Source organism: Duganella sp. GW822-FHT06D06, from assembly GCF_058799615.1.
In genome coordinates this window covers 113,561-131,300 of sequence record NZ_JBXALQ010000016.1, presented here as the reverse complement: position 1 = coordinate 131,300, position 17,740 = coordinate 113,561, and the positions used below count along the sequence as shown (strand labels likewise).

General features: G+C 67.4%; 15 protein-coding genes. 3 read left to right on the top strand and 12 right to left on the bottom strand.

The window, feature by feature from the left end:
- Positions 1-49: 49 nt before the first annotated feature.
- Together AC1RMD_RS24550 and AC1RMD_RS24545 are read right to left on the bottom strand one after the other, a co-directional pair.
- Positions 50-1,624, bottom strand: coding sequence for a ShlB/FhaC/HecB family hemolysin secretion/activation protein (locus AC1RMD_RS24550; RefSeq protein ID WP_492930301.1), 1,575 nt, complete (start codon positions 1,622-1,624; stop codon positions 50-52).
- Between the two features lie 224 nt (positions 1,625-1,848).
- Positions 1,849-3,360, bottom strand: a complete 1,512-nt coding sequence (locus AC1RMD_RS24545; protein WP_492930299.1) for a mechanosensitive ion channel family protein — start codon at positions 3,358-3,360, stop codon at positions 1,849-1,851.
- A 171-nt stretch (positions 3,361-3,531) separates the two neighbouring features.
- Between AC1RMD_RS24545 and AC1RMD_RS24540 the strand changes: the two genes are divergently transcribed.
- The 3 genes from AC1RMD_RS24540 (at position 3,532) to AC1RMD_RS24530 (ending at position 5,165) form a co-directional block, all read left to right on the top strand.
- Positions 3,532-4,245: a hypothetical protein gene (locus AC1RMD_RS24540; protein ID WP_492930297.1), complete on the top strand. Its 714-nt coding sequence runs from the start codon at positions 3,532-3,534 to the stop codon at positions 4,243-4,245.
- A 215-nt stretch (positions 4,246-4,460) separates the two neighbouring features.
- Entirely contained in the window at positions 4,461-4,913 is a 453-nt protein-coding gene (locus tag AC1RMD_RS24535) for a hypothetical protein (protein WP_492930295.1), read from the top strand.
- 126 nt (positions 4,914-5,039) lie between these two features.
- Positions 5,040-5,165, top strand: a complete 126-nt coding sequence (locus AC1RMD_RS24530; RefSeq protein ID WP_492930293.1) for a hypothetical protein — start codon at positions 5,040-5,042, stop codon at positions 5,163-5,165.
- A 17-nt stretch (positions 5,166-5,182) separates the two neighbouring features.
- On the opposite strand, the gene tssA is transcribed toward AC1RMD_RS24530, so the two are convergent.
- From tssA to AC1RMD_RS24480, 10 genes are read right to left on the bottom strand one after another with little or no spacing between them, the layout of a single operon-like run.
- Positions 5,183-6,397, bottom strand: a complete 1,215-nt coding sequence (gene tssA / locus AC1RMD_RS24525; RefSeq protein ID WP_492930291.1) for a type VI secretion system protein TssA — start codon at positions 6,395-6,397, stop codon at positions 5,183-5,185.
- Positions 6,398-6,409: 12 nt separating this feature from the next.
- Positions 6,410-7,024, bottom strand: coding sequence for a formyltransferase family protein (locus AC1RMD_RS24520; protein ID WP_492930289.1), 615 nt, complete (start codon positions 7,022-7,024; stop codon positions 6,410-6,412).
- 45 nt (positions 7,025-7,069) lie between these two features.
- Positions 7,070-11,221, bottom strand: a complete 4,152-nt coding sequence (locus AC1RMD_RS24515) for a type VI secretion system protein (protein ID WP_492930287.1) — start codon at positions 11,219-11,221, stop codon at positions 7,070-7,072.
- Between the two features lie 25 nt (positions 11,222-11,246).
- Positions 11,247-12,020: a DotU family type IV/VI secretion system protein gene (locus AC1RMD_RS24510; RefSeq protein ID WP_492930337.1), complete on the bottom strand. Its 774-nt coding sequence runs from the start codon at positions 12,018-12,020 to the stop codon at positions 11,247-11,249.
- Positions 12,021-12,030: 10 nt separating this feature from the next.
- Positions 12,031-13,356, bottom strand: coding sequence for a type VI secretion system baseplate subunit TssK (gene tssK, locus AC1RMD_RS24505; RefSeq protein ID WP_492930285.1), 1,326 nt, complete (start codon positions 13,354-13,356; stop codon positions 12,031-12,033).
- An 18-nt stretch (positions 13,357-13,374) separates the two neighbouring features.
- A complete protein-coding gene (locus tag AC1RMD_RS24500) occupies positions 13,375-13,893 on the bottom strand; it encodes a hypothetical protein (RefSeq protein WP_492930283.1) in 519 nt (172 codons plus the stop codon).
- A 10-nt stretch (positions 13,894-13,903) separates the two neighbouring features.
- Positions 13,904-15,331 (bottom strand): cation:dicarboxylate symporter family transporter, encoded by a 1,428-nt coding sequence (locus AC1RMD_RS24495; RefSeq protein WP_492930281.1) that lies wholly within the window; start codon positions 15,329-15,331, stop codon positions 13,904-13,906.
- 8 nt (positions 15,332-15,339) lie between these two features.
- Positions 15,340-16,626 carry a dicarboxylate/amino acid:cation symporter gene (locus AC1RMD_RS24490; RefSeq protein ID WP_492930279.1) on the bottom strand — a complete coding sequence of 429 codons (1,287 nt, stop codon included), beginning with the start codon at positions 16,624-16,626 and terminating at the stop codon, positions 15,340-15,342.
- Positions 16,627-16,635: 9 nt separating this feature from the next.
- Positions 16,636-17,478, bottom strand: a complete 843-nt coding sequence (locus tag AC1RMD_RS24485; protein WP_492930277.1) for a substrate-binding periplasmic protein — start codon at positions 17,476-17,478, stop codon at positions 16,636-16,638.
- A complete protein-coding gene (locus AC1RMD_RS24480; RefSeq protein ID WP_492930275.1) occupies positions 17,475-17,729 on the bottom strand; it encodes a hypothetical protein in 255 nt (84 codons plus the stop codon). The genes AC1RMD_RS24485 and AC1RMD_RS24480 overlap by 4 nt, the downstream gene beginning before the upstream one ends.
- Between the last annotated feature and the right edge of the window lie 11 nt (positions 17,730-17,740).

Genomic DNA, 17,740 nt, shown 5'->3' with positions numbered 1-17,740 from the left:
GAATCTCCGGCAAGGTGTTTAACGCAAGGTGTGACGCAGAGTGTGACGCTTAGAACGAATACTGGAATACCACGTGGACGAAGCCCGTGTTGGACCGGCGCGGCGCGTTCGCGCCCGGCGCCGTCGCCACCTGGGCCGCGCCGGCGTCGCAGCGCAGGCTGACGTCCTTGTCGAAGGTGTAGCGCAGGCCGAGGCCGAGGCTGGCCAGGTGGCCGCTGGCGATGGGCGAGGCGTCGCTGTTGCGCACCCAGCCGGCGTCGTAGAACAGCAGTGCGCGCAGGGTGTGGCGCGCGCTCAGGTGCAGCTTGGGCGCCAGCTCCGGCGTGTACAGCTCCAGGTTGGCCGAGGCGCCGCGGTCGCCGGCCGCCGTGCGCTCGTCGTAGCCGCGCACCGAGGCCGCGCCGCCCACGCCGAACTGCTCGCTCGGGATCAGCGCGTCGCCGCTGTACTGGACGTTGACGGTGGCGCGCCACTGCCACTGGCCCAGCGGCCGGGCGTAGTAGGCGCTGGCGCGCCAGGCCTGCCAGCTGCGCGGATGGGTGCCGTAGTGCTCCTGCTGGCCGTGGCGTCCGCCCGGCAGGTTGTGGAAGTAGCCGATGCCGCCGCCGGCCTGGTAGCCCGGCGTGGCCAGCTGGCCCAGGTAGCTGACGCTGAGCGGGATGTCGGTGATGGTGCCGCAGGCGGCCAGCTCGATGCCGGCGATGCTGCAGTTGTTGTTGAAGTCCTTGTAGTCGATGCCGTAGATCAGCTTGTGGCGGTACTCGCCACGGCTCGCCAGCGCCTGGTTCAGCCGCGCGCCGGCGTACACGCCCTTGCCCGAAAAGAACAACGGACCGGCCGGCGACACCGCGTTGCTCTTGCTGTCGGAATAGGCCGCCACCAGGTCCAGCGACAGGCCCTGCTGGTAGAACGGGATGCGGTAGCCGGCCGTCACGCTGGCGGCCTTGTCGGGCTGCTGCACGCTGGTCATCAGCTGCACGCTGAGCACGTGGTCGCGCCCGAACAGGTTGGCGTGCTGGTAGCCCAGGCCGAGCCGTTCGCGCCCGGTGGCCGGCGCGCCGGCATTGTCCAAGCTCACGGTGAACTTGCCGACGCGGTCCTCGACCACGTCGATGCGCGCATCGACCTCGGCGGGGCTGGCGCCGGCGGCGAAGTTGACCGCCACCTGCCGGGCCGGGTTGTCGTTGGCCAGCAGCACGGCCGCGACGATGGCGTCGGTGTTGGGCGGCTCGCCCTCGCGCAGCGGCGGCAGGCTGGCGCGCACATTGGCCACGCTATAGACCTTGTTGCCCTGGACTTCGACCTTGCCCAGCCTGCCCTCGCTCACGCGCAGCACCACGGTGCCGGCGCCCAGGGTTTGCTCGGGCGCGTAGACCTGGACGATGGGATAGCCGGCGGCGACATAGGCCGCCTTGACGGCGGCGACGGCGCGTCCGACGTCGTCCATGCCGCGCTGCTTGCCGGCGAACGGCGCCACCAGCGCCTGCAGGCGCTCGGCGCCCAGCAGGCTGGCGCCCTCGAAGCGGAAGCCGCTGATTTCGAACGGCGCAGCGTCGGCTGCGGACGCGGACGCGGTTAACATCACCATCAGCGGCAGCAAGCCGGCTGTCATGCACTTCTTCATGTGTTCTCCCAAGCGCCGGCGCGGCGGCGCATTGCTTCAAACAATCATTCGGAAAGACTATCGCGACGACAATATTAGTATTTTCTTATGGAAATTAAGTTTCATTTTAATAACTATATCGCAGGGTAGCACTATTCATCGGGGATGGGAGGACTGGCGCGATCTTTTGTCGCTCCAGCATCACAGTCGCGGAAATTGTGGACCCGGCGTGGCGCCGGCCGGATTTATTTCAGCCTGAAAAACCGCCGTATGCTCGCCACATAGTTGGCTTGCTGGGCTTGTTCAGGCTCGACCTGGTCGCTGCGCAGGGCGCTCAGCTCTTCGTTGCGGTCGCTGAGCACATGGGCGAATTCGTCGGCCAGCTCGGGACGCTCATGCAGGATGGATTCAAAATTTTCCTTGTCCAGCCGATAGCACAGCACATCGGTCTTGGCGGTGACGGTGGCGCGGCGCGGCGCGCCGGTCAGCAGGCCGATCTCGCCGAACACGTCGCCGGCCTTGAGCGTGGCGCAATGGAGGCGCTCCTGCCCTTCCGCCTCGAACCACACCTCGGCCTCGCCGCCGACCAGCAGATACAGCCAATGCGCCACCGCCCCTTGCCGGGTGATGATGTCGTCCTTGACGAACGGCGTGTTGCGCAGCGCCGCGGCAAGCTTGGCCAATTCCTCTTCGGTGAGGCCGGAGAACAGCGCCACCTTGCCCAGGGCCCGCTTGCGCAAGTCCATTTCCGCCGCCAGCCGGACGCTCGAACGGCGCTCCGAATCGGCGTTCAGGCGGATGTCCATGCAGGGATGGGCCAGCGACAGACTTTGCCGCTGCAAGGCGCTGTAGAAGTGGATGCGCACGGCGGAATCGGTGCCGTCGTCGTGGGCCGGATGGGTGAGCCAGTAGCGCACCGCGTAATGTATCAAGCCTTCGCGGTAATCGATGACGATGCATTCGGGCGGCCGGGCCGACGAGATATGCTCGATATGGGTCTGGCGCAGCGCCGTCTGGACGGTGGCGATCACTTGCTGCGGCGGCACCGCATCGTCGATCCAGAAGTTCACCCAGCGGCGGAACTCCGGCTTGCTCTCGCGGCTGTACACGTCCACTTTCGATTTCATCAGCACGCTGTTGGGTATGACGATCAGGCTGCCGTTGTTGGTGCGCACGGCGGTGTGGCGCCAGTGCACTTCGACCACCTGGCCGCGCACGTCGTCGAGCTTGATCCAGTCGCCGATGCGCACCGAGTTGTCCACCTGCAGCGCGAGGCCGCCGAGGATATTGCCCAGCGTTTCCTGCATCGAAAACGCCACCACGCCGGTGATCACCGCCGAGGTCGTCACCAGGCCGCTCAGGTCCAGGCCGGCCAGGCGCAGCCAGACCAGGGTCCAGACGATGTAGGTGATCACCAGCAGGATGTCTTCCATGATGCGCGGCGGGTGCATGCGCAGCGCCGGCAGCAGCACGCGGAACGCGGTCAGGCCCAGGATGCGTATCAGCAGCAGGCCGAAGCCGAGCATGGAGGTGCTTTCGAGCAGGCTGGCCGCCTGGCGCTGGTCCATGTCGATCATCAGCTTGCTGGAAAGGCTGAGTAGCAGGCACAGGCCGCCGAACAGCAGATTGTGGCGGAACATGTGCGGGCTGTCCGGATCGGAACGGGTCAGCAGCAGCTGCATCACGCTGCAGAGGAGGACGGCGGCAACCAGGCCGGCGTGCCAGGGATTGATCCACGGGCCATCTATCGTCAGCATCCCGGCTCCTCATTCGTTGCTACCTTGCATGTATTGTGAACTGATCCCTACCCATGCGCAACGTGATAACCAGCTAAACGATTTAAACCTTTTTAGTGAGCAACAAGGCGCTTGTTTTAAATTGCTTAGAAATAAATAATATAATATCGGCAAAACCCTTGCAGGAGTGAGATGAACTGGACCACCGCACTACTCGGCACGCTCTTCCTCAGCAATATTGCAATGGCCCAGACGGCGCCCGAGCAGGAGGTCAGCATCGTCGGCTTCAAGCATCCCGAACAGCGGTCTTACCAGTCTTTCGTGCGCGCCCTGTCCGCCGCCGAGCACTACAACGCGCTGGCGCCGCAGGCCGAACTCGGCTTCCAGCTGCTTTCCAAGCCGGCCGGCAAAGACCTGACGCTGCGCTTGGTCGGCAATGCCGCCGAGCGGCCCATTCCGCTCGATCCGCAAGGCTACTTCCGACTGGAGAAAAAGCCCGCCATCGACGACGAGAAGGCGGACCTGGTGGCGTCGGCCAAGGCCGGCGCGGCAAGCTTCAAACCGTCGGCGCGCACGCCCGGCCTGCCGCCGTCCACCCGGCGCCTGGGCGATTTGCGGCTGGAATGCGAGATGCTTTGGGCCTTGGACAAGGACGAGCTGCCGTTCCTGATCAGGTCGACGTTCCAGCTTGTAGGCGGCCTCTGCCATTCAGGCAAGATCGAAGTAAGCTTTCACGAGCCGGCCAAGCTGCGCAACGCTACGCTGGTCGAGGACGATCGCACGTTGAAGCTGTCGGTGCAGGCAGGCCGGCGCGGCTACATCGTCCCCGTGCACGACAAAAGCTGGAGCAATGAAGCCAGGGTCGTGTTCGAACTGGCCGAAGATGGCAGCACCATCCCCCGCTAGATTTGTCATCGATACAACGCGGCCACGAAGTAAACCCCGGCAGCCAGCACGCCGCTCACCACATACAACCGCATGACTCACAGCCTCGTTGCACGCAACGCTGCCCGTTACAATATTTTGTCGTGGCAGTTGCCTAATGGAACTAGATTGACGCTACAATGAACGTCTGTGCATCCGCCTGCAACGCCTCCCCCTTTTCCAGATTAAGCCCAGCCATGTCCCAAGAGAGAACACCCCTGCACGAAGTCAGTACCTATAGCAAGGACACGCCGGTAGGTTGTCCCGACATCAACGGGCGCGCCGCCGTGTTCGTGCCGACCGCGCTGTTCGACGTGAACGGTTCGACCACCATCCGCAAAGGCGCCGGCATCGTCGGCTTCGGCAACGCGGACGGTTCGCTGACCGTCTACTTCGAAGCCAACCGCTTCGACGAGAGCAGCCTGCACAAGTGGGAAAACAAGGCCCGCAAGGCCTACGACCGCATGGTGGCCGGCGCGCCGACCGTGTCCAAGGCCAAGATGGACCCGAAGATGGTCGAGCAGGTCGGCTACATCGACGGCTCCGGCATCCAGCTCAAGCACCCGGAACAATTGCATCACTGGCTGGAAGTGTCGAACGCCCTGGACACCGCGCCCGCCGACGCCATCATCGTCTGGAAAACCAAGTAAAAGTTAGCATAAAGATAGAGACGGGCAGTAGTCCTACAAAGTGTCGGACGTTCGGCTGATGCCCATCATGCAACTCCCGGGATATTCTGGACTCACTGGAAGTCCAACACCACCTGGGAGTTTGTCATGGCACGCTATCTCCATATCGCCTTCGGCGCGTTGTTGCTCAGCCTGGCCTGCGCATCGACCTACGTGTTGTGCTCGGAAAACGCCTTGCAAGACCAAACCATCTCGCTCTACCACCTGCGCTAAGGACGTGGCCTCAGGCCTCACTCGCGCAAGCCCAGCATATTCACCAGGCGGTTCAAGTCCCCCTCTTCCCGGATGATCTCGGCCATCAACTCGGGCAGCGGCATGCGCCCCCAGTTGACGGCGCGCCGCAGCAGATACGGCGTCGGGCTGTGCGGCTCCACCAGGCTCAGATAATCGGCGATCGCGCCCAGCGCGGCGTAGGCCTCGTCGCGGCTCTTCCAGCCTGACAAGGCCACCGCCGGCGGCGCCAGGCCCGCCGCCATGCCGATCACTTCCTCGCTGCCTTGCGGCGCTTCCGGGGTCGTCATTTCTTCTTCCTTTTGCTCGGGGGCCAGTTGTTGCAGCACGCGCTCCACCGCCACCAGCGTCCCCTTCAGTTTAGACAGATTCGGCGCCTGCGCGCCTAGTTGCAGGTCGACAAAAACCAACATGGTTTCCAGGCAGTTCAGGCAGCGATGCACCACCTGCAGGCGGTTGGCCAGCTCGCGCCCCAGCCGCTGGTGGGCGTAAGCGATCACTTCGATGCGGGTCAGCGGCGCTTCGCCGTCGGCGTTGGCGTGGGTCTCGCCCGGCAGGCCGGCCAGCTCGCGCGCCGTCATGCGCTCCCAGTCGGACAGGCTCTGCGCCGGCGGCTTGCGGCCGTTGATTTTCAGGATGGGAACATGCACCCGCACCGTCGCCGCCAGCGATTCGTTGAGCCACTCCAGCGGCGCGACGCGGGCGTCGGCGTCGCCGTCCTGGATCGCCGGATGCAGGCTGTCCCAGAACTGCCGCAGCAGCCGGTCCACCAGGCTCAGGCCGCGATACAGGCCGTCGATGCCGTACTGCCGGGTCCACGCCTCCAGCAGCCAGGCGGCGATCTGCAAATCCTTGGAGCGGCTGCCCAGCATGCTCTTGCAGCGCGCCTCGATCAGCGCCCAGTCGGCCTTCTTCAGCGGCCGCTCCCATTGCCCCATCGGCAGGCTGGGATCGTCCTCCTCGCGCGCCAGCCGGATCTCGGTGAAGATCGGGTCGTAGCGCAGCGCCGGGCCGCTGGGCTGGTCGCCGGCTATGGGCTTGAGCAACTGTTCCAGCTCCTCCTGGTGTTCCATGCTCATCAGGGAGAGCGGTATCGGCAGGCTGGGTGCGTTCATAGGGGCGCTCGGGGTCTCGGGACTGGGTGTTCGGTCATCGGAAATCAAGTGGCGCGCCTTGTCGACCAGGTTGAGCAGATTGTCTTTGATGGTCGCCATGCGCGGTTCCGCCTACGGTAGCATCTTGCCGAGTTCGCGCGCAAAAAACTTGGCGGCCAGCGGCGAAGTGAGCTTGTGCAAGTCCACCACCGTGGCGCCGGTGGGCACATAGATCTTTTCCGACAGCGCCCGCAGCCGCCCGGTATCGAAACCGTCGTCGACTTCATGCATGGCGATCAACACGTGGTCGGAGCCGTTGTCCAGCAAGGCCTGGAAGGGATTGGGGCCGGCGTAGTGCGACGGCCAGCCGTCGTCGATGCAGGGGTGCAGGTTGTAGAAGCCCAGCCTGGGCCACTCGAACAGGCGGGCGTCGATGCGCTGGCCGAAGGTGGCGGCGATGCACAGGTCCGGCTTCCACTGCTCCTGGTACAGCCGGCAGAACTCGTCCGTCTTGACGCGGCCCTTGTACGGCACGATGCCGTGCGACAGCGCCAGCCGCTCCACCATCACCTCCTCGGCCGGCGTGTGCGGATAGGCCCAGACCCGGCGCCCGCGGCTGACATGGTCCGATTCCACGTCGTCGGTGGCGACGCCGACCACCCGCACCCGCTGCGCCAGCGGCCCCTTAAGCAATTCGCTCAGCACATGGAAGCCGCGATGGAAGCTGCCGAACATGGCAACACGCACGAGGGGTGGCAAGGATAACATGGGGAAACCTCAGTAAAATCCGGCCTACCACGCCGGCGCCTTGACGGGGAACACCGGCGGCCACACCAGCGGCGTGCGCTTGCCGGCCGCGCTCACGGTCAGCCGCACATACACCTTGGCGCGGCTGTCGCGGGTGGCGATGCGGCCGTCGCCGACCGCGCTCAGCGGGAACTCGAACTTGAGCAGCTGCGAGCGCGCCCCCGAAGCGGGCGCCGCTTCGGCCTCGCGGTAGGACGACACCAGACTGAACAGCGCCCACGGATCGTCGAAACGGTAGCTGACGGTGCGCTCGTCGACCGCCATGCCGGCATGGCCGGCCTCGGCCCTGGGGATCACCGGGCCGTCCTGCGCCAGCCGCAGGGTCAGCACCACCGGCAGCCCGGGCTCCCAGCGCAGCGGCCGCGCCGTGTCGCGCTGGTGCACGCTCTGGCCGCCGATCGCCAGCGACCAGTCGATGATCTTGTTGCCTTCGCTTTCGACGGCGCTGTTGGCGCGGAATTCCACCATCACGTCCAGGCCGGCGGCCTGGCCCTCCTCGGCCGGGTACAGCGGCGCCAGGAACTCGCGCACCTTCTGCATCTGGTCGTCGACCTTGCGCACCGTGCTGGCCGGCGACGGCCGCGTGGCGTCGCGGTCCGAGGCCAGCGCCAGCACATGGGCCTGGTCGAACAGCTTGAGCACCACGCCCACTTCCTCGACATCGGCCGGCACCCGCTCGCCCGGGCCGCCCTTGCCGCCGGCGTCCGGCGTCAGCGCGCGGAACGGCGCGCGGCTGGCCAGGCTGGCGTTGAAGGCGTCGGCGAAGCGGGTCCAGGTGTCCTGGTAGCGGGTCTGCGTCAGGTCGCGGCAGCGCGAGTACAGCCCCGCCTGCAATCCCTGCATGCGCTCGGAGAACAGGTCGCCGGCGCGGCGCTGGGCCGCGCGCGCCGACAGCTTGTCGAGGCAGTTGTCGATGCTCAGCTCGGCCGCGCCGGACAGGATGAACTGCTCCAGGGTGGTCAGGCTGCTGCTCGGGCTCTTCAGCTTGTAGCGGCCGAGGTCGGCCACCGTGGCCTGCCAGCGCAGCACCGACGGCTGGTCGGCGGCGCCGCCGCCCAGTTGCCCCAGCAGCGCTTCGGCGCTCTTGCCGGCCGCTTCGATGAAGGCGATCTGCTGGCCCACGTAGGCGTGCAGCCCGCCCGTGTCGGACGCGCCGAAGGCGTCCAGCAACGGGCCCTTGGCGCCGTTCCAGGAACGGAAGGCGCGGTCGCGCGGCACGAACAGCTCGGCGCGGGTCAGCGTATCGTCCAGCTGCTGCAGGCGGCTCAGCGCATCCTGCGTCAGCACGGCCGACAGATGCCCGGCCACGTGGACGCCGCCGTTCTCCTGCAGCCAGGCGCGCACCCGCAGGGCCTTCGCGTGGTCGGCCTCGTTGATCGGCGCCGGCAGGCCGCGCGCCGAGACGATGTAGGCCTGCGCCAGGATGTCGCGCGCGGTGTCGGCCAGCGCGGCGTCGGCCAGGCGCGCGGCCGGGCCCTGCAGCATGGCCGGGAACTTCGGCAGGAACTCGGTCTGCACCCGCTTGCGGGCGTCGGCCAGCGCCAGCACCTGGTCCAGCCGCGTGGCGTCCCAGCTGACGGTGGCGCCGGCCGGCACCTCCGGCAGGCGGCCGATGTGGCTGGACTTCATGAACGGCTGCGACAGCAGTCCGTTGAGCGCGTCCAGCAGGGCCCGGCGGTCGGGCGCGAAGGTCCACGAGGATTTGGCGTCCGACCATTCCAGTCCCTGGCTCAGCCCCAGCGCCTGGCTGTCGTCGGCCATCGGCGCGTCCCACTGCGCGCTGAACCAGCGGAAGCCGTCCTCGGCCTGGACGCGCGCGCCGTCGGCCGCGGTCTTGCCCAGCAGCGAGATGCCCTCCACCTGCAGCAGCAGGTTGGACCAGGACGGCCCGAGGTCGAGCTTGTCGCGATGCATCCATCCGCCGGTGCCGGTCAACAGATAGCTTTCCTGCGCGTGCAGCGCGCCGCGCAGCGCCTGCCAGGGAACGATGTTGGTCTCGGCTTTCGGGTCGCCCTGGTACAGCGCGGTCAGGCTTTCGTTGATGCTCTGTTCGGCCTTGAGCAAGCCGTTGTTGCGGAACAGCCGGCTGGACAGGGCCTTGACCGCCAGCCCGAACGAACAGGCCGAGGCTTCCTGCATCGGCTCGACGATCAGCGTCGGCTCGCTCTTGGCCACCTTGCGGAACAGTGCGGCGGTGCGCGCCAGGTTGCCGTTCATCTCGTTGTTCAGCAGCACCCGCACCACCAGCGCCAGATCCTCGCCGGACGGCTTGCCGGCGTCGGGCGACTTGAGCCGCATCATCGCCTGCACCGCCTGGTCGAGCTGGGCGACCGCATCGACATAGGTGCTCAGCGTGCCATATTCCAGCGTGCTGCCGACGTCCAGCCCGGCGCCGGTGGCCCCGAGCTGCTTGATGGCCATCGGCGCGGCGCACAGCCCGCCGATGATCAGGGTGCCGGTGCGGGCGTCGAGCGGCTTGCCGGTCAGCTGGCTGACATGGGCGTAGGCCGAGCGCCGCAGCGGGTCGAAGGCATTCTCGGCGAAGCCCTTTTCCATGCGCAGCTGGACCCGGTCCTGCAAGTCGTCGAACCACGGCCAGGAGCCCGGCATGAACGGCGACCACAGACGGGCATTGGAGAGCAGCTCGATATTGGTCAGCGCATCGGTCGCGCGCTGCTGGCTCCGCTTTGGATCGACCACGTGGTGACTCTTCTCCAGCCGGCTCAACCTGGTGTCGTGGCTCAGCGTCTGCAGATAGGTCACCACGTCGGCGCCCAGCGCGTGCAGGCGCACCGTCGAGAACACCTGTCCCAGCACCCAGATCGCCGGCAGCGCCACGGCGCACCAGCGCGCCACCCGGTTCATCGCCGGACGGCGCATGCGGTGCAGCGACGAGGAACGCACCAGTCCGGCTTCGGCAAAGATCTTGCGCTCGAAGATATCGCGCAGGAAGGCCGGCACCGCGCTGTCCCGTCCCGCCCGGTAGGCGGGCGCATCCGCGGCCAGCGACGGCTCGGCCCACTCCGGCAAGGCGGCGGTCGCCGCTGCGGCCGGCTCGACCGCCATGAAGCCGTCGTTGTCGGCCGGCGCCGGCGCCTGGCCTTCGCCCAGCAGCGCCGCCTCGTCGCTGCAATCGCCGGTCAAATAGACGCCGCGCAGCAGGAACGGTTCGTGGTAGGCGCTGGGCCGCATCAGTTCTTCGGTAAACATTCTCAGGCCGGCGCGCAGGCGCTCGACCTGGTTCGGCAGCAGGAAGTATGCGCTGCTGTCGGTGTCCGACGGCTCCAGCGCGCACAGCTCGGCGCAGCTGTCGGACAGCGTGCGGCCGATCTCGTTCATCGCCGTTTCCATCCACTGCGCCTGGAACGGCGCGACCAGCTCGTGCGGCGACGACCAGCCCAGCATCGAGCGGCGCAGCGGTTCCGGCAGCGCCGCCGCGAAGCGGGCGAAGCCCGGGATGGTTTCGCAATCGGTGATCGCCAGGTAGATCGGGAAGCGCAGCGCCAGCCGGTTCTGCGCCAGCCACAGGCGGCGGTGGATGGCCTTGGCGCGCGCGGCCAGGTCCAGCTGGCCGGCGCCCTCGATATCGAGCAGCGCGCTGGCCGGCAGCGCCACCACGATCGAGTCGAACGGCCGCTCGGGACGGTAGTTGCGGCACAGGCCGAGGAAATCGTCCCAGGTGGTGTTGGCCATGGCGTTGGCGCCGGCGGCGTCGGCGTCGGGCGTGCCCAGCGAGTCCGAGTGCAGCTGCACCGCGATGCCCTGGTCGAAGAAATTCCAGCTGATGCCGTGGGCGCCGGCGGTCAGCGTGCTGTCCGCGCTGAGCGCGCTTTGCAGGCCCGATTGCAGCAGCGGCAGTTCGCGCCCGGCGCTGCCCTCGTTGAGCACCAGCGTCCACGCCAGGCTGTAGCGCTCGGAGCGGGCCGCGATATTGTTTTCGATCAGCTCGACCGCCACGCGGAACGATTGCTTGAGCGAATCGGCGCTGATCTGGCGCGGCTTCTGCTCGGCCGGCTTGTCGGCCTTTTCCGCGCCCTTCATCGCCGCCCAGATGACGACGGCGAACAGCAGCATGACGAGCAAGGTCAGCACCAGCAAGGTGGCTATGGCCGTGTTATCTGACAAGAAGTTCAACACTATGCGCTCATCCCGTAAGGTTAGGTCACACGGTTGCCGACAGCGCGGCGCGCACCGGCCACGATTGCCACAACCACAGCAGTTCAGACAGTCCCAGCAAAATCAGCAGCGCCAGCACGAACATCAGCCCGCTGCGATTGAACTTGGGCAGGCGCCGCGCCGCCAGGTGCGACAGCGTGCTGGCATAGGCCTGCTCGGACAGCGTGCGGTCGCGCCCCTGCAGGTCGGCCGGCCGCAGGTACACAAACTGGAACAGCTCGCGCCGGTACTCGGCGATCTTGTCCTGCTTCTGGCCGCGATAGCGGCCCTGGAAGCCCAGCGACAGCAGATACAGGTACAGCCGGCCGACATTGCGGCGCGCCGCCTCGCGCTCGCGCAGCAGCTGGTCGAGGTCGTCGAACACGCGCTCGCCGGCAAAGCTGGACTTGAACAGCGTGGTCTCGATCAGCACGTGGCGCCAGTGGCTGCGTCCGGCCCATTCGGTGTTGAGCAGCACCTCGTCGGCCAGCGCCGCCTTCAGGAAGCGGCCCTGCGCCTCGGCCTCCATGCCGGTCTTGCCGACGATGCGGCGCGCCTCCAGCGACTGCAGCTCGATCAGCTGGCACAGCTGGCGGCTGAGCGCCTCGGCGGCCGACTTGGCCTCGCCCTCGCCGACCCGCGTGGCCGCCTGCGCCGAGCGCGACAGCACGTCATAAAAGTCGCGGAACTGCACCGAGGCCAGGTCCACGCCCTCGCCGGCGGCGCCGCTCCAGGCCGGCGCCGCGCCGTTGCCGGCATTGCTTGCACTGTTAGATAACATGCTCACGGCATCATCCCTTTATGAACAACACCACTTCCTGCGGGCGCTGCGCCTGCAGGCTTTCATTGGCGTTGCTGATCAATAAAGCCTGATCGGCCACGATGAATTCGTCCGACACTTCCACGCTGAACAGGGTGTAGCCGGCGCTGGCGCGCAAGCCCAGCTCGGGCGCGGCGTCGATGCGGCTGCGCGCCGCGCCCAGCACGCGGCGGTCGGTCAGCGAGGTCCACACCGTCTGCGAGCCCACCACCGCGCCCGCCATCCATTGCGTGGCTTCGCGGTCCGGCTGGCCGCGCAGGCCGACCACCAGTCTCGACCCGATCCAGTCCGGCTGCATCGCCAGCGAGAACGCCTGGCCGTCGTAGTTGAACACGCAGGTCTTCCATTCCTGGCTGACTTCGCCGACCAGGTCGGTCAGCGCGCCCAGCACGGTGTCGAAGGCCGGGCCGCTGTCGCCGTGGTCGTAGGCCGGCGGCATGATGGGCACGGCGCCGGGACGCAGCGTCGCCAGCGGCCCCAGCTGCGCGCACAGCGCCAGGTACAGCGGCAGCGGATGCACGCTCGGGTTGCGCAGCAGGGCTTCCAGCACCGGCAGGTTGAGGATCAGGCTGGCCAGGCGGGCCTTCTGCTCCAGCATATTGATGCGGTCCTCGGTGCGCGAGGACGGCTGCGCGGTCTGGCGCGCCAGGAACACCGCCTTGTTGCGCATATGGGTGGCCAGCTGCTGCGAGCGCTGCAGCAGGCCCGACGCGGGCGGCAGCTCCAGCATCGCCGGCAGGAAGGCGCCGCGCCGCACGATCTCGTTGCCCTTGTTGACCGTCATCAGCCGCAGCGCGGTGTAGGCGGCCGACGGCACCGGTCCGGCCGCCAGCGCCAGGTTGACCGCCATGCGCGGCACGTCGGCCGGCAGCGCCTGCGACACCTCGTCCTCCACCGTCGGACTCTCGACGCCGCGGAACATGGCCGGCTGGCCGGGCTGGCGCAGCGAGCGCGTGTTGCCCACCACCAGGTACACCGCCAGGTCTTGCTGCGCCATCGCCTCGGCCCACGGCGCCAGCTCCAGCTCCAGCGGCAGGCCTTGCGCCAGCGCGCTGTCGTAGGTCACGGCCATGCCGTTGGGCAGGATCGCCTGCAGCTGCTGGATGCGCAGCAGGCCGGTGGTCAGCAGCGCCTCGTCGATGACGAGCTCGCGCACACCCCAGCCGTAGGGGTTGGTCGCCATCGACTGCCAGGCCAGCAGCGCGTCGAGCCGCGCGCCCTCCTGCTGAAAGTGCTGCGGCGTCAGCATCATGCCTTCGTGCCACTGGATGCGATGTGAAAGTTGAGGTACGGTCATTGAGCGGCTTCCATAAACTTACTGTGCCGCGCCGGACTTGGGCTCGCTCGCCACAAAGCCCTGCGCGTTGAGTTGCACCACATATCCCGAGGCGTTCAACAGCAGGCGCGCGCGGTGCTCGCCGGCATTGGCGTAGCCGGCAAACACCAGCGCGGCCCAGGCTTTCTGGTCGCCCCACTTTTTATCGTTCAGCTTGATCGTTTGGGCCGGCACCAGCTCGTAGGGGTAGACCGTCAGCGCTTCCGGGAAGGTGCGCTGCAATTCCGCGCGCGAGGCGAACCATTTCGAGGCCGGCATGGCCAGCAGCGAATCGAGGACGGCCTGGTCCTTGACCAGCACCACGTCCACCGCCACCGCGCTATTGCTGTTGGCGTCGTCGGCGGCGCGCAAGGTCAGCGCCTTCCAGCTGGGCGAGGCCATGCTGGGGCCGAACAGCGCGCGCGTGGCGCCGCAGCCGGCAAGCAGGCCCGGCAGCACAGAGAGCAGCACCAACGACAGCATGCCACGGCGGGGAATCGAGGTCTTCATCAGTTGCATAAGTCAGTCTTCAAAAGGCCTTGCGCAGGCCATAGCCCACGCCGGCGCAAAACACTGTGAACAGAGCAATCAACATCAGGAACAACACGAACAGCGCTTGCTTGCGGGTGAAGACGAGCTTCAGCGTGGACGGATGCCACACTTCGGAATCTTGCTCGTTATTAATATACAGACCATCCGCCACCAAGGCAATCAGAGCCGATGATATAAGAAAGGAAAGTAAATTCCTCGGTCCCTCGCACAACACTTCGACCAGCATAAACACCGGCAACACCGCCTCCAGCGGCAGGCCCAGCGAGGCCATCACGAAGCCGCCGAGCAGCACCGACTTCACTCCTGCAATGCCCACCGACCACAGCGCGGCGGTCCAGGACAAGCCGCAGATCAAGGCGATCTCGGCCGCCGTCAGCGCGTGGTGGTACAGGTTGGCGATGAAGATCGCCAGCACCGCGAAGAACATCGCTTCGCCGGCCTTGATGAACACCGGCGCGATCGGCGAGACCAGCTCCACCATGCCACGGCTGAAGCCCAGCCGCACGCTCATGCCATGGATAAAGCCCGGCACCGCCGCCACCGCCACCGGCGAGAACAGGCAGACCGTGATCGGCTCGCGCAGCGCCAGCAACACCAGCCACGGCGACTTCTTCAGCTTCCAGCAGATGATGGCGATGGCCGCCGCGCACACCGCGAAGGCGGCGGCGAAGAAGGTCGCCAGGAAGCTGCCCAGCAGAACGATGGCCTCGACCCCGGCGCTGGCGGTGGCGGCCGCCGCCAGCACGAAGGCGGCGGCCGGCAGCAAGGTGTTGAAGCGGTTCACCAGCGATTCCAGCGCGCGGTACACGCCCTCGAAAATGCCGCTGAGCTGGGCCGAGCGCTGCGGATCCTGCACCGCCACGGCGGCGCCGAAGCACAGCACGCCGATCAGCACCGACGGCAGCGAACCGTAGGCCAGCATGCCGAAGAAATTGTCCGGCACCAGCGCGGCTATGTCCCACGGTTCGGCGGCGCCGTCGTCGCCGCCGCCGCGCATGGTCATGGTCAATTGCGATTCCGAGCGCAGCGCCAGCTTGCCCAGCGCCGCCGTCTGCGCCGCCGACATGCCGGCGCCGGCCGAACTGGCGCTGGCCACCAGCACCCCCACCACCGCGCACAGCAGCATGGCCAGCAGCGCCATCGCCGCCAGCCGCGCCAGCCGCGCGCCGGAGCCCGGCTCCGACGGCAGGCGCTGCAAACCGAAGTAGACCGCCAGGATCACGAACGGCAGCGCCGCCATCTGGATCAGCGACAGGTACAGCATCGACACCGCCGCCAGCGGCGCGGCGCTGCCGGGAAACAGCGTGCCGATCCAGCCGCCCAGCAGCATCGCCCCCAGCAGCGTGGCCGGATGCTGGAAGATCTCCCTGATCTGGAACATGGCGGGTTTGGCGAGGGTCTGCATGGCCGGGCCTAGAGCTTGACGGGTGCGGCGCAGATGGTGGCCACGGCGGCGCAGCTGCCGATCACCGTGACCGCCGTGCGCGCCATGGCGCAGATCGGATCGACCGCGATCAGCAGGATGAAGGCGGCCTCGAACGGCAGCGTCAGATAGCTGCAGATGGTGCCGACCAGCGACACCGTCACCACGCCCGCCATGCCGGCCGAGGCGAAGCCGGACAGCACCGACACCAGCACCAGCACGCCCAGGTCCAGCGGCGACATGGCGCGGCCGTACAGCGCGGCGATGAACAGGGTGCTGCAGACGAAGTAGGCCACCGCCCCGACCCGCAGCAGCGAGATACTCAACGGCACCAGCAGCTCGACCCGCGCGCGCGCGAACTGCAGCTGGTCGACCAGGCCGCTGACCATGGCCGGCATGCAGGTGGCGCTGTTGTTGGTGGCCACGCCGAGCGCGAACGGCTCGCGCATGGCCGCCAGCACGGCGCCGTAGGGCACGCCGGCGCGGCGGCCGATCAGCGCCATCGCCAGCGCCATCAGCAGGCCGGACACCAGCAGGAACAGGAGCACGAAGCCGGCCATCGCCGCGATCGGCTGCAGGCCGGTCTGCGCCACCTGGCTGGCCGCCATGCAGACCAGCACGAACGGTATCGGCAGGTTGACCCAGCGCGTCAGCGTCTGGCAGGCGTGGTAGACGGTCTCCAGCGCCTGGTGCAAGCCGCCCGAGATGCGGCTCGGCACCTGGCCGGCGGCAAAGCCGAACAGCAGCGCGAACACCAGCGCCTTCAGCGTCTCGCCGTTGGCCAGCGAGGCGAAGATGTTTTGCGGAATCAGCGATTGCAGCACGTCCTTCAGGTCGGTACGGTGCGGCGGCGCCTCTTCCGCCCGCAGCGCCATCTGGGTGTTGCTGCTCTCGCCGTCGGCGCTAATGATCTTGCCCAGCGCGGCGCGGGTCTCGGCCGGCAGGTTGCCGCCCGGCCGCACCAGCAGCGAGCCCAGCGTCGCCAGCACCGCCACGATCAGCGAAAAGCCGATGAACACCACCACCACCCGCTTGAAGATGCGCGCCGCGCCGCCGTCGCGGTACAGGTTTTGCAGGCTGAAGATCACCGCCGATATCATGAACGGCAGCACGATCATCTTCAGCAGGTCGACATAGACCACGCCCACCGCGCCCAGGTGGCGCGACAGCGACGGTGCGGCCCAGCCCAGCAGTCCGCCGGCCAGCACGCAGCCGACCACCGTCCACGGGTTCAAGGCCCAGTGCTGGAAACGCTGCATGCCGGTTGGAGCGTCCACGTGGTTTCCTTATTTGATGGCTTTGAGCACGCTGCTGGCGGTGGGCTTTTCAGCCCGCTGCGCGATCAGCTCGTTGACGAAGGACAGCAGGGTCAGGTCGCGGATGCCGACCATGATGCTGAGCGGCGACTCCAGGTCGTTGAAGGTGACGGTGCGCAAGGTCAGCGCCAGGCTGGGGTCGTTGTTCACGATCTGCATCACCTCCAGCTCGTCGCGATAGGCCGCCACCACCTCGCCCTTCTTGGCGGCGTTGACGGCGTCGCTCCAGGTCGGATAGCGGACCAGCTTGGCCTTGGGGAAGTTGCGGCGGCCGAACTCCTCCCACGACGAATTGGCGATCACGCCGATGCTGCCGGTGAAATGGCGTATCACCTGCGGCAGCGGCTGGTCGCCGGCGATCTCGGCGAAGCGGATGCGGTTGATCAGCAGCGCGTGGCCGAGCCGCATGTAGGCGACGGAAAAGTGTACCGACTGGCCGCGCTTGAGCGTGCGCGCCAGGCGGCTGATGCCGAGGTCGGCCTGGCCGACGGCCACCGCGTCGGCCACGCCGTCGAAGGTCCTGGGGCTGCGGTCGAAGCGCACCGGCACCCCCAGCTCCTTGCCGATCAGCCTGGCGAGATCGACGTCGGTGCCGGCCAGCTCGCCGTTCTTGACCGAGAAGAAAGGCGGATTGTCGGCCGCCAGCATGGCGATCACCAGCTCGCCGCGCGTGACGATGCGGGCGATCTCCGGCGCCAGCAGGCGGCCGTCGGCCACCTTGACCAGCGGCGAGCGGTCCGGTTCGGCGGCCGCGCTGAACAGGCACAGGCACAGCCCGGCCAGCAACACGATGAATTTGTGCACGCGCTTCATTGCGCGGCCTTTTGCGCGGCGTTCACGCGCTCGGTCACGGGCGCGGCGGCCGCGGCGGCCTCGCCGGTGATCTTGCCCTTCAGCTGCTGGCGGGCGCGGCTGGCCGCATTGTCGGCCACCGCCGGCGCGGGCCGCTCGGCCATGCTCTGGCCGACCTGGTAGCCCAGGGCAAACAACAGCACCAGCATCGCCACGCCGGAGAAGATGGCCAGCGCGATCAGGCGGGGGGTAAGGCTGAATCGGTATTCCATGGTGGCGGTCG

Excerpts from the sequence above, each read along its gene's own strand:
- AC1RMD_RS24540 (WP_492930297.1), top strand. The coding sequence starts at position 3,532 with ATGAACTGGACCACCGCACTACTCGGCACGCTCTTCCTCAGCAATATT.
- AC1RMD_RS24535 (WP_492930295.1), top strand. The coding sequence starts at position 4,461 with ATGTCCCAAGAGAGAACACCCCTGCACGAAGTCAGTACCTATAGCAAG.
- AC1RMD_RS24530 (WP_492930293.1), top strand. The coding sequence starts at position 5,040 with ATGGCACGCTATCTCCATATCGCCTTCGGCGCGTTGTTGCTCAGCCTG.
- AC1RMD_RS24500 (WP_492930283.1), bottom strand. The coding sequence starts at position 13,893 with ATGCAACTGATGAAGACCTCGATTCCCCGCCGTGGCATGCTGTCGTTG.
- AC1RMD_RS24485 (WP_492930277.1), bottom strand. The coding sequence starts at position 17,478 with ATGAAGCGCGTGCACAAATTCATCGTGTTGCTGGCCGGGCTGTGCCTG.
- AC1RMD_RS24545 (WP_492930299.1), bottom strand. The coding sequence starts at position 3,360 with ATGCTGACGATAGATGGCCCGTGGATCAATCCCTGGCACGCCGGCCTG.
- AC1RMD_RS24495 (WP_492930281.1), bottom strand. The coding sequence starts at position 15,331 with ATGCAGACCCTCGCCAAACCCGCCATGTTCCAGATCAGGGAGATCTTC.
- tssK (WP_492930285.1), bottom strand. The coding sequence starts at position 13,356 with ATGACCGTACCTCAACTTTCACATCGCATCCAGTGGCACGAAGGCATG.
- AC1RMD_RS24480 (WP_492930275.1), bottom strand. The coding sequence starts at position 17,729 with ATGGAATACCGATTCAGCCTTACCCCCCGCCTGATCGCGCTGGCCATC.
- AC1RMD_RS24550 (WP_492930301.1), bottom strand. The coding sequence starts at position 1,624 with ATGAAGAAGTGCATGACAGCCGGCTTGCTGCCGCTGATGGTGATGTTA.
- tssA (WP_492930291.1), bottom strand. The coding sequence starts at position 6,397 with ATGGCGACCATCAAAGACAATCTGCTCAACCTGGTCGACAAGGCGCGC.
- AC1RMD_RS24510 (WP_492930337.1), bottom strand. The coding sequence starts at position 12,020 with ATGTTATCTAACAGTGCAAGCAATGCCGGCAACGGCGCGGCGCCGGCC.